The organism is Candidatus Saccharibacteria bacterium, assembly GCA_016789455.1.
GTDB lineage: Bacteria > Patescibacteriota > Saccharimonadia > Saccharimonadales > Saccharimonadaceae > CAIJKY01.
Genome location: JAEUQU010000002.1, coordinates 553,737 through 566,884 on the forward strand (window position 1 = coordinate 553,737; position 13,148 = coordinate 566,884).

At 59.6% G+C, this 13,148-nt stretch carries 15 protein-coding genes; 13 read left to right on the forward strand and 2 right to left on the reverse strand.

Translation table 11 applies throughout. The features are described from left to right. The first annotated feature begins 308 nt into the window (after nucleotides 1-308). From JNJ66_04030 to rplL, 3 genes are all read left to right on the forward strand, one after another. Entirely contained in the window at nucleotides 309-950 is a 642-nt protein-coding gene (locus JNJ66_04030; protein ID MBL8159600.1) for a hypothetical protein, read from the forward strand. Between the two features lie 516 nt (nucleotides 951-1,466). After that, complete coding sequence (locus tag JNJ66_04035) at nucleotides 1,467-2,000, forward strand: 50S ribosomal protein L10 (GenBank protein MBL8159601.1); 534 nt, start codon at nucleotides 1,467-1,469, stop codon at nucleotides 1,998-2,000. Between the two features lie 128 nt (nucleotides 2,001-2,128). Beyond that, nucleotides 2,129-2,500: a 50S ribosomal protein L7/L12 gene (gene rplL / locus JNJ66_04040; protein MBL8159602.1), complete on the forward strand. Its 372-nt coding sequence runs from the start codon at nucleotides 2,129-2,131 to the stop codon at nucleotides 2,498-2,500. A 24-nt stretch (nucleotides 2,501-2,524) separates the two neighbouring features. Here the strand turns inward: rplL and JNJ66_04045 are convergent, their stop codons facing one another. Further along, nucleotides 2,525-2,677 (reverse strand): hypothetical protein, encoded by a 153-nt coding sequence (locus tag JNJ66_04045; protein ID MBL8159603.1) that lies wholly within the window; start codon nucleotides 2,675-2,677, stop codon nucleotides 2,525-2,527. A gap of 23 nt (nucleotides 2,678-2,700) precedes the next feature. Between JNJ66_04045 and JNJ66_04050 the strand changes: the two genes are divergently transcribed. The 10 genes from JNJ66_04050 (at nucleotide 2,701) to JNJ66_04095 (ending at nucleotide 12,467) form a co-directional block, all read left to right on the forward strand. Then, nucleotides 2,701-3,834, forward strand: a complete 1,134-nt coding sequence (locus JNJ66_04050) for a M20/M25/M40 family metallo-hydrolase (protein MBL8159604.1) — start codon at nucleotides 2,701-2,703, stop codon at nucleotides 3,832-3,834. Nucleotides 3,835-3,905: 71 nt separating this feature from the next. Next, nucleotides 3,906-4,415 carry a hypothetical protein gene (locus tag JNJ66_04055; protein ID MBL8159605.1) on the forward strand — a complete coding sequence of 170 codons (510 nt, stop codon included), beginning with the start codon at nucleotides 3,906-3,908 and terminating at the stop codon, nucleotides 4,413-4,415. A gap of 135 nt (nucleotides 4,416-4,550) precedes the next feature. After that, nucleotides 4,551-6,110 carry a DNA polymerase III subunit gamma/tau gene (gene dnaX, locus JNJ66_04060; GenBank protein ID MBL8159606.1) on the forward strand — a complete coding sequence of 520 codons (1,560 nt, stop codon included), beginning with the start codon at nucleotides 4,551-4,553 and terminating at the stop codon, nucleotides 6,108-6,110. Between the two features lie 10 nt (nucleotides 6,111-6,120). Next, nucleotides 6,121-7,521 (forward strand): replicative DNA helicase, encoded by a 1,401-nt coding sequence (gene dnaB, locus JNJ66_04065; GenBank protein ID MBL8159607.1) that lies wholly within the window; start codon nucleotides 6,121-6,123, stop codon nucleotides 7,519-7,521. Between the two features lie 61 nt (nucleotides 7,522-7,582). Beyond that, nucleotides 7,583-9,049 (forward strand): glycosyltransferase family 39 protein, encoded by a 1,467-nt coding sequence (locus tag JNJ66_04070; GenBank protein ID MBL8159608.1) that lies wholly within the window; start codon nucleotides 7,583-7,585, stop codon nucleotides 9,047-9,049. A gap of 66 nt (nucleotides 9,050-9,115) precedes the next feature. Further along, nucleotides 9,116-9,403 (forward strand): YbaB/EbfC family nucleoid-associated protein, encoded by a 288-nt coding sequence (locus JNJ66_04075; protein ID MBL8159609.1) that lies wholly within the window; start codon nucleotides 9,116-9,118, stop codon nucleotides 9,401-9,403. 25 nt (nucleotides 9,404-9,428) lie between these two features. Then, nucleotides 9,429-10,046 carry a recombination protein RecR gene (gene recR, locus JNJ66_04080; protein ID MBL8159610.1) on the forward strand — a complete coding sequence of 206 codons (618 nt, stop codon included), beginning with the start codon at nucleotides 9,429-9,431 and terminating at the stop codon, nucleotides 10,044-10,046. 192 nt (nucleotides 10,047-10,238) lie between these two features. Next, entirely contained in the window at nucleotides 10,239-10,418 is a 180-nt protein-coding gene (locus JNJ66_04085) for an LPXTG cell wall anchor domain-containing protein (protein MBL8159611.1), read from the forward strand. Nucleotides 10,419-10,457: 39 nt separating this feature from the next. Beyond that, a complete protein-coding gene (locus tag JNJ66_04090; protein ID MBL8159612.1) occupies nucleotides 10,458-11,378 on the forward strand; it encodes a polysaccharide deacetylase family protein in 921 nt (306 codons plus the stop codon). A 9-nt stretch (nucleotides 11,379-11,387) separates the two neighbouring features. Then, on the forward strand, nucleotides 11,388-12,467 hold the full coding sequence (locus JNJ66_04095) for a glycosyltransferase (protein MBL8159613.1): 1,080 nt from the start codon (nucleotides 11,388-11,390) through the stop codon (nucleotides 12,465-12,467). Here the strand turns inward: JNJ66_04095 and JNJ66_04100 are convergent. Next, nucleotides 12,464-13,078: a hypothetical protein gene (locus JNJ66_04100; GenBank protein ID MBL8159614.1), complete on the reverse strand. Its 615-nt coding sequence runs from the start codon at nucleotides 13,076-13,078 to the stop codon at nucleotides 12,464-12,466. The two genes, JNJ66_04095 and JNJ66_04100, sit on opposite strands and share 4 nt — an antisense overlap. Between the last annotated feature and the right edge of the window lie 70 nt (nucleotides 13,079-13,148).

Here is a 13,148-nt window from a genome sequence, read left to right on the forward strand (position 1 = left end):
TGACGCGGCGGTTTAAAAAAACGAGCTTGTTCCTTTGATGGGGAGTGAGCTCGTTTGGTCTTCTGGTTGTAGATTATCGGGCGTCTAGTCTCACTCCCCGTGGTCGCATGCAATGGTAAAAAGGCGTGCGAGAATAACGTCTTGCTTGACGTACATGTTCACGGAGTAGTGAGTAGAAGTGGCACTCATACTGGCGGCATTGTAGCAAGTGCAATAATCTGTGTCAAATATAGCATTGCTTTTTCACATGAAAAGTTGTAGAGTAGGCCAGTCATAGCAGTTTCCCTCACGTTAGGAGCAATGCTAACATGGCAACCTCACTGAGCGAGACCAGTCCGGCCATCCCGGACGGTGCCGCCTCGGCGCTCGTCGTCCCGGAGTCCATCACCCACCGCGGTGAAGGCCGCTCCGGCACGGCCCGCGCCGCACGCCTGACGCTCTTCGCAGTGGCCGGCGTGGGCATCGGCTGGATCCTGGAGCGCACGGTCATCCGCCGGCTGGACCAGCGGCAGGCGACCGGCATCTGGCGGGCAGCCCCTGCGGTTCCTGGCCAGGAGACGGACGACACCGTCAAGGTGCAGGTCCTCGACCTGCGGGGTGGCGGCGCCCGCGTCCTCGGAGTGCTGCGCGCCGTCCGCGACGCCCGGCTCACGAGCCGGCTGCGCACGGGCCTCGCCAAGGACACCGCCACCGCCGACGCGAACGACGTCACCACCACGGACGACACCGCCGAGAAGCGGGCCGTCCGCGTGGTCGTCGTCGAGCGCCTCAACAGCGCCGGGTCGGCCCTGAGCGGCGGTCTCGGCGCCACGCTGCGCTTCGCCGGGGCACTGCCCGGACGGGCGTCCTCCCTGACGGAGAGCGAGCGGGTCCAGGCGGCCCTTCGGCTGCGGAAGCAGCGCCGCGACCGGCGGCGTCGCCGTGCCCGTCGCGCCAGCCGCCGCGGCTGACAGTCGCGGCACAAGCCCGTCCATGTACTCCCTCGGGATGCATGGGCGGGCGTTCCATTTTCAAAGCATTCTAGCACCGCCCACGACCTTCGATGGCACGGTTCATTGCAGGTGATACCACTATGGCACGGGCTGGCGCGGCAATTCCCAGTCATTACATGGGGGCACTTTTTAATGAGACTTCCACTGGAAGTCTCATTAAGCGTTAGGCTGAAATCGGTATAGACCGATTTCACATACCCCATGCAATGTCTGTGAATTGCCGCGCCAACATCACCTTGACAGATGTGTCTTAATCACCTACAATGAACGCCAGTATTTTGCCAGAGACAGTAGCAGCGGGCGTATGCCAGCTTAATATGCTACCGAGGTGATGCGTCCGGCCTTCGCAGGCCATCGCGATCTTCCGTCTTTGGTGAAAACCAGAGGCGTTTTGTTTTTACAAGCAGAACACCGCAATCGTTCATTGACAATCTGGTCAGAATTTAACCGTAGCAATTATCAAAGGAGCATACCGTGGCAATTTCAAAAGACACGAAACAGACCCAGGTTGCTGCATTTGCCGAACTGCTTGCTGAAAGCAAGATGACCGCCTGCGCCACGTACGCCGGCGTCACCGTTGCCGAACTGCAGCAGCTTCGCCGCGCCGCTGCCGTGGCCGGCGTCACGATCAAGGTGGTCAAGAACCGCCTGGTACGCGTCGCCATGAGCCAGACCCCGGGCTTTGAGAACACCGACACGTCGCTTCTCAAGGGCCAGCTGGTCTACGCCATCAGCAGCGAGGACGAAGTCGCCCCCGCTCAGGTCCTGGCCCAGTTCGCCAAGAAACAGCCAGCCCTGCAGTTGGTAGCCGGCTTTACCGGCACCGGCGAAGCCCTCGACACGGCTAGCGTCAAAGCCCTGGCCGATCTGCCCACCAAGGATCAGCTGCGTGGCATGCTGGTCAGCACCATCGCCGCACCGCTTTCCGGTGTGGTCGGTGTCCTGTCGGGCAATGTCCGCAGTGTTCTGTTCGCCCTCAAGGCGCGCGCAGAGCAGCTGGAGGCTTAGCAGCATCCTATCCGGTCCGCCTCATGGCGGCACCGCTATCACCGTAAGTTTAACCCCGGCGTGAAAACGCCGATCATTTGGAGAACATCATGGACGAAGACAAGAAACCCGTAGAACTGACCGCAGACATGCAGAAGATCGTCGACGCACTCGACAAGCTGAGTGCTTTGGAAATCAGCCAGATCGTCAAGCACCTCGAAGACCACTGGGGCGTTAGCGCCGCTGCTCCAGCCGTAGCCGTAGCAGCTCCTGCTGCCGGTGGCGACGCTGGTGCCGCTGAAGACGAAAAGACCGAATTTACCGTCACCCTCAAGGACGCCGGTGCTCAGAAGGTAGCCGTCATCAAGGCCGTCAAAGAGCTGACCGGTCTTGGCCTCGGTGAAGCCAAGGGTCTGGTAGACAACGCACCAAGCCCGATCAAGGAAAAGGTCAGCAAGGACGAGGCAGAAGAAGCCAAGAAAGCCCTGGAAGCTGCCGGCGCTACCGTTGAACTGAGCTAATCCGCCCTTACCGCGACTAGATCATCAACACATTTCTGACCAGAAAGCCCGCGCCACGGCCAGCCGGACGACGGGTACATAGACGACGAAGACCGTCCGCTCAGCGTGCCAACTGAGTATCACCACTGGTGATGCCCTGTACGGCGACGCATTGAGAGGGCGGTTTTTCGTGTCCATGCTATCATTAATAAGACTTTTTTATGAAACACCTACAACAGAATTTGGAGCGGACACTGGCGGAGCTGGTGTCAATTCCGAGCGATAGTTACGACCCCGAAGCCTGTCGCCGGATTATTAGCTATATCCACGAGCAGCTGACGCCGCTCGGCCTGTACGTGACCGCCGACCTGACCGGCGACCACCCTTGGCTGGTAGCGACCACACGTCAGACTATGCGCCCCAAGCTCCTGCTGGTAGCGCATGTGGATGTCGTGGCGGCCAGCGGCGGCCAATTCGAAATGCGCACCGATGAGGAAAAACTGTACGGCCGTGGCGTCTGGGACATGAAATATGCGGCAGCGGTATACCTCGAGTATCTCAAGGACAACGCCGAGCATCTTGCGGCACTTGATATCGGCGTCATGTTCACGACCGACGAGGAAACCGGCGGCTTTGATGGTGTCCGCCTGTTGTTGGAGCAGGGGTGGCGGACCAGCCTGGCCCTGATTCCCGATTACCGCGACCACTGGACAATTGAGGAGATGGCCAAGGGTCTGCGCATCAAGCAACTGACCGCCCGTGGCAACGGTGCACACGGCTCGCGCCCCTGGGAGACGGTCAATCCTATCGACAGCCTGATGACAGTCGGCGCAGAACTGAAGGCCCTCTATCCTTCGGACGCCATGTACGGCCCGACCCTGAGCATCACCAACTTCAACGCCGGCAAATTCGTTTCCCAGATTCCTTCCAGCGCCAGCATGACGCTTGATTTCCGGGCGTTCGAGCAGGATGAGATTGAACTGTATGAGACGACCCTGCTTGACATGACCCGAAGTTACGGCCTGGAAGTGACCGACCTGGCATACGGTGCGCCGGTCCACCTCGACAGCAATCACCCGATGGTCATGGACTATGTCAAGGCGCTACTGGACAGCGGTGTTGCCCCGCGGTACCAAAAATCACTTGGCGCCACCGATGCCCGCTGGTTCGCTGAGCATCATATCCCCTGTATCGTCACCGGTCCGAGCGGTCACGGCGCCCATAGCGACAACGAGTGGATCTACCGCCGCGACCTGGTCTTCTTTTACCATCTGCTCACCAATTACGTCGCCCAGACAGGCCGGATATCCACCGCTAGCGTAGTCGCGACCCCTGTAGACACTAGCGTATCTTGACGAATAATATAGTCAATGATACAATCACGGCAGTATTACCATATAAAACAGACAAAAGGAATCTGCGAGCCATGTCTGAATTACCAGAAAAACAAGTAAAGCGATTGCGCGCGCTTTTACAGGAAGCCGAGACCAACCTGGCCGCTGCCAAAGAGCTGTTGATCAGCCTGGTGGGTGACGACCAATCGGCAGTCAGCTCAAACAGGGAAGAAGTCGCCGGCAAGGTGATCGAAGGCGTCTTTGACGGCCAGTCGATGATCGGTCCGGACGGCAAAAGCTATCCGGTACCCGCCAACTACGCCAGCAAATCCAAGCTGGTGGAAGGCGACATCCTCAAGCTCAGCATTGCCGACGACGGCAGCTTCATCTATAAGCAGATCGGCCCGGTCGCCCGCAAGCAGGTCATCGGTACGCTCATGCAGCACGACGGCGCGTACTTCGTCGAAGTCGGCGGCCGCGAATACCGCGTCCTGCTGGCCAGTGTCACCTACTTCAAAGCCAAGGTGGGCGACCAGGTCAGCGTCATTATCCCCGAGGATAATGAAGATGCCGAGTGGGCTGCCATCGAAGCCGGTCTCTAGCAATACTCCTATGAAAACGGCCCTGCGGCCGTTTTTTTGTCGTGGCGCAGTGCCGCCTGATGTACATTTGACGAGGCCAAACCGCCCGCTAACTCTACCGTTTTTGCTGTCCGGGACGTACAATGAAGGTTGATTATGGGTCAAGCTTTATACCGCAAATACCGGTCGCGCTCGTTCGATGAACTGGTCGGACAGGAGCACATCACGTCAACGCTTGTGCAAGCCGTGCAACGTGGTGCAGTCAGTCATGCATATTTGTTCACCGGTCCGCGGGGTGTCGGCAAGACAAGTGTTGCCCGTATACTGGCCCATGCCATCAACAACCTTGAGTATAGCGACACACCGCACCTCGACATCATCGAGATCGATGCCGCCAGCAACCGTCGCGTCGAAGACGTCCGTGACCTGCGCGAGAAGGTCCACATCGCGCCCACCAGCGCGCCGTACAAGGTGTACATCATCGATGAGGTACACATGCTAACCACCGAGAGCTTCAACGCCTTGCTCAAGACACTCGAAGAGCCACCGGCGCATGTGGTCTTTATCCTCGCCACGACGGAACTTCATAAATTGCCCGCCACCATTACCAGCCGGACGCAGCGGTTCGCGTTTCATGCGCCGAGTCCGGAGATTATCACCGGCCATCTGCGCACGCTGGCCGAAAAAGAGCAGATCAGCCTGGACGACGATGCCCTGTCACTGATTGCCGAGCATGGCGACGGCAGCTTCCGCGACAGCGTCAGCCTGCTCGACCAGGTGCGCGGTCTGGCCAGCCCTGGCCAGACGATTGATGAACAGGCCGTGGCAAGGTTGCTCGGCCTGCCGCCGCGTGCCGCTATCAGCGAACTGGCCGAAGCCGCATTGGGAGGCGATGCCACTGCCGTCGCAGCCCAGCTCAAGCAGCTGGAAGCCCGCGGCATCAGCCCGGCGACGCTTGCCCTGCAACTCATCCGCCACTGCATGCAGCTGGCAGCCAGCCAGCCGGCTGCCCGGCATATGTTGGACGGTCTGGTACATGTTGCCCGTAGCAGCCACCCGGCCGCCAGCCTGCTGCTGGCGCTATTGCCCGCAGGCCAGCCGGTTGCCGCCAGTGCCAGTGCGCCGGCCGCAGCCCCCGCGCCACGGTCAGCAACACCGGCCCGCGCCGCTTCGCCGGCTCCAGCCCCAGCCTCATCAGTGCCGGCCTCCACTCCGGCCACGCCCGCCGCGCCGCCACCGCCACCCGTCGCCCGTACATCCTCGTCCAGCCGCAAAAAAGCCTTGCCCGTCGAGGAAGAGGAGGAGACCGAGGACAGTGCCACCGCCGTCACCGCCGCCATGACCGGCCCGGCAGTCAATTTTGATTTTTCACTTATCCAGCAGCGCTGGGGCAACATTCTGGAAACAATCAAGGCCGACAGTCCGGCGCTGGTCGGCATCCTTAAGACCGTCGCCATCGCTGAGGTCAACGGAGGGCTGGGCATGACCTGCAAATATGCCATCCACAAGAATCAGCTGGAACAGGCCAGACACAAGCTCGCATTCGGCAAAGCCGTGGCGGCCATCACCAACATCGCCCACTTCGAGGTGACTGTCAGTGTCGACAGCAACGTCACTCCGGCCGAGCCGCTGACCCAGGCCCTGCCGCCGACGCCGGAGGCCGAATCGGTCCTGGACGTCATGGGCGGCGGCGAGATGGTACAATACAGCGCATAACGAGACCACCATGGCATATTCACGAGACAACGACAGCCGCTACGGCACCAAGCCGAAGCCAAAAAACAGCGCCGGCAAACTGCCACCCCAAAGCCTTGATGCCGAGGTGAGCCTTTTGGGTGCCGTACTGATCGACCAGGATATCCTGGCCGAGATCAGCAGTATCGTCCGGCCCCGCGACTTTTACGACAAGCGGCACGAAATCATTTTCGGCGCCATGATCCGCCTCTTCGAGCAGCACAAGCCGGTCGACCTGCTGACCTTGACCGAAGCCCTCAAGAACAAGGAGGAGCTTGATGACATTGGCGGACCGGGCTACCTGGCCGATCTGACCACCTCCGTACCCACGGCTGCCCACGCCGAAAGTTACGCCGAAATCGTCTCGCAGAAGGCTACCCGCCGCCGGCTCATCAAGGCCAGCAGCGAGATCGCCGAGTACAGCTTTGACGAAGACAGCAACATCCAGGAACTGCTGGGCAAGGCCGAGGCCGAACTCTTCGCTGTTTCGGAGACCAACGTCAAGCAGGACGTCACCAGCATCGCCGAGATTCTCAACGAGAGTTTTGAGCGCCTCGATGAACTGCACCGCAACAAAGGCCAGTTGCGCGGCGTCCGCACCGGCTGGCGCGACCTTGATGCCAAGACCGCCGGCCTGCAGCGCAGCGACCTCATCATCCTGGCGGCCCGGCCGGCCATGGGCAAGACGACGCTGGTGACCAACCTGGCCTACAACGTCGCCACCAAAGAGAAGAAGCCGGTTATCCTCTTCAGCCTTGAGATGAGCAAGGAACAGCTGGTTAACCGTATGCTGGCCGACGCTGCCAACGTCGACTCGTGGGCCATCCGCACCGGCAACCTGACTGATGAGGATTTTGAGAAGCTGTCGCATGCCATGGGCGAACTGGCCGAAGCACCGATATACATCGATGACACCCCGGGCCTGACCGTCCTAGAAATGCGCACCAAAGCCCGCCGCATCGCCCACGACCAACCCCTGGGCCTGATCATCATCGACTATCTGCAGCTGATGAGCGGCAGCAGTTCCGGCAACCAGAGCAACCGTGTCCAGGAGGTGAGTGAGATCTCGCGCGGCCTCAAGCTGGTGGCCCGCGAACTTGACGTACCGCTGATCGCCCTGAGCCAGCTCAGCCGTACCGTTGAGACACGCACGCCGCAGATCCCACAGCTGGCCGACCTGCGTGAATCGGGCTCCATCGAGCAGGACGCCGATATCGTCATGTTCATCTACCGCGAGCAGTATTACAATCCGGAGACCGACCGCCAGAACATCACCGACCTGATTATCGCCAAACACCGTAACGGCCCGGTCGGCCGCATCGAATTGTACTTCCACCCGGAGCGGCTGCGTTTCATGTCACTCGACACCAGTCACGCCGGCCACGACGAATAGCGCTTTTTTAGGCCGACTTGGGCGAAAAGCACCGGCCTGATGCTATAATGGGTGACAGTTTATGCGCATCGGCACGCTCAAAGAATTAGTCCTCTATCGCTACCGTTATATCGTCGGGATGATCCTGTTGATAGGTTTCGGCGTCGCCATGACCAGCTGGCAGCTCGGCTCGGTCCCACCCGGCTTCAACCGTGAAGAGATCGGCAGCGCCATCGCCGCGGGTAGCCTGTCCATTGACAGCGCCTCGTTCGTCAACGTACCATACTACCTGCTGCAGAAGGCCAGCCTCGGCGTCTTCGGACCGTCGGCACTCGGCATACGTCTTCCGTCGATCATCCTGGCAATGCTGATGGCCGCTGCCGTCTTCGTACTGCTGCGCCAGTGGTTCGGCCAGAACACCGCCGTCGTCGGCACCATCCTGACCGTCACCGCCAGCCAGTTCCTGATGGAAAGCCGGGCTGGCAACCCCGATATCGTCTATAGCCTATGGACAGCCGCCTTGCTGGCCACCGCCGCCCTGGTCAACCGCCAGCGCAAGGGGCAGCAATTCTGGTTCTGGCTGTTCTGCCTGGTGGCGGGGCTGTCGCTGTACACGCCGTTCTTTGCCATCATCCTGATCGTCATGGGCATCGGCATGGCACTCTCCCGGCAGTCGCGCGGCTTGCTCGAGGAGGTCGGGCAGGGGACGCTGACGCTGGGCGGCCTGACCTTCGCCGCTGTCATCGCGCCGCTGGTATACGGTATATACAAGCATCCCCAACAGGCCTTCGAACTCATCGGTGCCACCCAGCTAGCCTCCGCCGCCCAGACACAGGAACATCTTCACTTCCTGCTGCAGAGCCTTTTCAGCCTGGTGCCCAACGATGAGCGCCTGCTGATTCCCGCCCTCAGCCTGCCCGGCCTGCTTCTGGCGCTCTATGGGCTCTATAAGTCCTTCCGCCATTTCGGCAATATCCGCTACGCCATCACCGTGCTGCTGCTAGGGGTGTCACTTGTGTTGTTCATCTTCGTGCCGGATGCGCCGTTCGCCCTGTTGTTCGTGCCGATCAAGCTGCTGGTCATCTTCGGCCTGCACGCCTTCATCAGCAACTGGTATTCGCTGTTCCCACGCAACCCCTACGCCCGGATCATGGCCCTGTTCCCGCTGGCGCTGCTGTTGATGGTCATGGTGCAGTTCCACTACACCCGTTATTTCCACGGCCTGGCCCGCGCCGAACAGGTCCGCTTGGCGTACGACGGCGACATTACGCTTATCAAGCACAAGCTCGACAGCCAGCCGGTATTACAAAGCGGCACCATCGTCGTCGGCAGCGACCAGAAACCGTTTTATGCGCTGCTTCAGAAGAATTATCCCAACCTGAGCGTCATCGCTCCCAGCGAGCTGGCCGGCAAGGACGACACGCCCATCCTGATCGTCGCCGCCAACCAGCAGAAAGCCGTCAGCAGCGAGCTGCCAGACGTCACGCCGCGTTTCCTGGCCGACGACCGCCCGGGTGACGCCCTGCGTTTCCGCATATATCGCAAGTAAATCGCTTCTGTTACAATAGTAGCAGTTGATACCAACCCTATAATTTCCCGTGGAGGATTACTACCCATGTTCGACCAAGCCAAGATGGTAATGAAACTGAAGAAGGCCCAGAAAGAGCTGGCCAAGGAAGTCGTCGAAGTTGAAGCCGGCGAAGGTGCCGTCGTCGTCCAGGTAACGGGCGAACTGAAGCTCAAAAAGGTCACCATCGACCCGGACCGCGTCGACCTGGATGATATCGAAGAGCTGGAAAAGTGGGTCGAGCTGGCCGTCCGCGAAGGTATGAACCGTGCCCAGCAGCTGGCTGCCGAGAAAATGAAGCCCTTGATGGGCGGTCTAGGCAACCTGGGCATGTAGCCCCTGGGCGGGACACCCTGTACTAATGAGCACCCTGCTGCCAAAAGCCCTGCAAGCCGTCATTGATGAGTTCGCCCACCTCTCGGGCGTCGGGCCGCGTACTGCCGAACGGTATGCCTATGGCCTGTTCAAGGCCGATCCGCGCGTCAGTTCACAGCTGGCACGGGCTTTGCAATCGCTGCATGGCGGCGTCAAGCTGTGCCCCAAGACATTCGCGCTGATTGATGCCGACGAGACCGTTTCTTCGCTCTACAGCGACGAGAGCCGCGACAAGCAGATGGTGGCGGTCGTCGAAGACCCGCTGGACGTCATCGCTATCGAAAAGACCCGCCAGTTCAAAGGCACCTACCACGTACTGGGCGGCGCCATCAGCCCGATTGACGGTATCGAGCCGGAACAGCTGCATGTGAACGAGCTGCTGGCCAGGATTTACGATGATGGCGTGCGCGAGGTTATTCTGGCCACCAATGCCAGTGTCGAAGGCGAGACGACAGCACTGTACGTACAGCGCCAGATAGAGGAGGCGGGACTAAAGGTAGAGGTCAGCCGTCTGGCCCGCGGCCTGCCGGTAGGCGTTGACCTGGAATATGCCGATCATATTACGCTGAAACATGCTTTGGAGGGCCGGAAGCGGCTGCAGTAAGGCTGTTTTTACTGCATTTTACACCTCGTCCTCATCCTCATTTCATTACAACCAGCTAAATTCACCCCTGTTGCACCGCGCGGGGGTGTTTTAGTGTGCCTAATCATAAGCATATTTATGATATATACTTGACAAAAAGCAAATTTTGGTGTATACTGAAAGTATAAGCATAAGTAAGTGGAGATGTACGACATGTACGATAACGCACCAATCGTCGGTGGCATGGGCGCAGGCGCCGCTACCGCTGCAGTCACCGTTCTGCCAAGCACTGGCGCAAGCATCTTGCAGCCACTGGCCCTGTCCGTCCTGGCCGGCATGCTGACCTGGGGTATCCTGTACGCCCGCAAGCAGCGCCAGAACCAGACTCGCTAGGACTTTCTAGCACCCCCCTAAGTAAGAAGGAGGACCACCATGAAATCGACCACCATATCGACTGAGCGTCTGATTGCCTACAATCCGGAGCACAGCAAGCAGCAGCATCCTATCATGAAGCAGCTGAACTCGATGGTAAAGTCTATGGCGGCCCTCCTTTTTACATTGGCTCCGCTCATGTCGTACGGCGTCTGGCTGCATTCGTTCCAGCCGTCCGACCAGCGGCCAGTCAACAACCTGGCGGTCATCGCCAGTGCCCAGGCCGAGCCCAGGCTGTGGGACGAACCCCTGGTAAGCGTCACCTTTGATGATGGCTGGGAAAGTATCTACAGCAACGGCGCACCGATACTGGAAAAGTATGGCATCCGCAGCACCCAGTACATCCTCTCAGGTGAGTTCGACGACCAGCAGTACCTCAGCAAAGAACAGGTACTGTCGCTACAGAAGGCTGGCCATGATATCCAGTCGCACACCGTCTCACACGCCGATCTGCGCACCGTCGATGACCCGAAGCTGCTGCGTGAAGTAGCCGAATCCAAAGCCGATCTGACCCGGCTGACCGGCCGCGAAGTCACCGACTTTGCCACGCCCCTCAACTCACACACGCCGCACAACCTTGAGGTGATTAAGCAGCACTACCGTTCACACCGCAACACCGAGGTTGATATCAACCGGCGTGGCCAGTACGACTATAATCACCGCAACAACTTCAACATCTACCAGATCAAGGCTTTCAGCGTCGAACGCACGACGACCACCGAGCAGATAGTGAAATACCTCGAAGAAGCTAAGCGTCTCAACGCCTGGGCAGTGTTGGTATACCACGAGGTCGACGAGAACTCGCCCAGCCAGTACGCGGTCACTACGGCGCAGCTGGATGCACAAATGAAGGCCGTAAAAGACAGTGGCATCCGCACTGTCACCATGGATGAAGTCCTGGATAGCTACGAAAGGCAATAGGAGAAGACTATGACCACCCTCGGCAAGAAACCCGCCCGCCAGTGGCTCGCCCTGATCATGTCGGCTCACAATGAGGAGCTGGTGATTGAAAACACCATCCACTCCGCCGTCATGGCCGGCATGCCGCTGGAACACATCTACGTCGTCGACGACGCGTCGACCGACCGCACTGCCGAAATTGCCCGCGATCTGCTGGGCCGCGGCAATGTCCTTACCGTCGCGCACAGTGGCAAAGGCCTGGCTCTGACCCGTGGCGCCAAACGCTTCAAGCTGTCCAGCCGTTACGAGTGGATCCACGTCGTCGACGCTGACTGCCAGTTTGCCGGCGACTACTTCGCCAACTTCCGTGCCCGGCTTGACCCGACAGCCGCCGCAGCGACCGGCTACGTTAAGAGTATGCGCGGCTCGATTATCTCCGCCTACCGCGTCTACGAGTACACGTTCGGCATGGAGGTGGTACGGCGCTTTCAGCATATGATCGGTACCATTCCGATTATTCCCGGGCCTACCTCGTGCTTCCGGGCAGACATCTTCGACAAAGTCCGCTTTGACAACGGCGCCCTGGCCGAGGATTTTGATGTCACCTTGCAGGTCCACCGCCAGAAGCTGGGCAAGATCCAGTTTATCGAAGGGGCCGTGGTCTACACGCAGGACCCTGGCACCGTCCGCGACTTCATCCGGCAGATTACCCGCTGGAACCGCGGCGTACTGCAGGGCTTCAAGCGCCACCGCATCGGTACCCGCGCCAGCAAGCTGGACATCTACTTGCAGTACCAGCTGCTGAATTGTCTGTCGATGGTGTTCAGCTACGGCTTGATCATCCCGCTGGCCGGCCTGAAGCACGGGCTGCTGCTAACGATGGCTACCGCTTTTCTGGCTGATGTCATCATGACGCTTGGGCTGGTGTTCTACACAGCCTCGCTGGCGCGGCGGCTCGACATCATGAGCGCCTTCCCGTATATCTACATGCTGCGCTGGATCTCTGTCGGCGTCTTTATCAAGAGCTACGTCGAGATTATGATCCTGCGCAAGTTCCGTGGCACTTCCGGTGCCTGGACGACGCCGACGCGGCAACGGATCGCCAACTAGTCCTGCTTATCCTGTGTCTCAACTACTAATGTCTGCACAAAGGCCGAAAGGCGCTCTGCATCGCTCCGTGTAATACTGGACGGCAAGTTCAAAGTTGCAAGCGTTCCGCCACCCAGGGGGAAGGGGAAAGCGATCAGGGCGCCTTGCGGCATTACCGGCGTCGCCATCGGGATTGACGGCACCATAGCCGCCTGCGGAGCGGGCTGAGAGGAGTGTACTTCGCCGTCGCGGACAGGAATGGCTTCAGGCGTGGTCGGCTTGCTGGCGGAAACACGCGGCGAACGCGTCTGGATTTCCGGCATCCAGCCCGGGCGCTCCATGAACAGCTTGTACCACTCCACGACGCGGGAGACGCGGGAGCGATAGGCCGTCAGGCTTTGGTCGGTGTAGGTGCCGCGGGTCAGATTGCCGAAGCGGGCCATGTAGTCGCCAGGGTCGATATCCTGTATCTTGGTATCGCCCCACTGGGGGCCGTCTACGGCCGACACCACTTTGGTAAAAGCGATCTTGAGCGGCTGGATGGCGCCATTGGTCGCCCTGCCTTTCGATACGATACTGTCCAGATATTCCACCGCGCCTGCCGCCGTGCCGTCGCCGATAGTGTTCGCCATTGTTGCTGACCCTCCCGTTTTTACATAACTACACAGGATTATTGCACCGTGCAATGGTGGCGTCAATGCG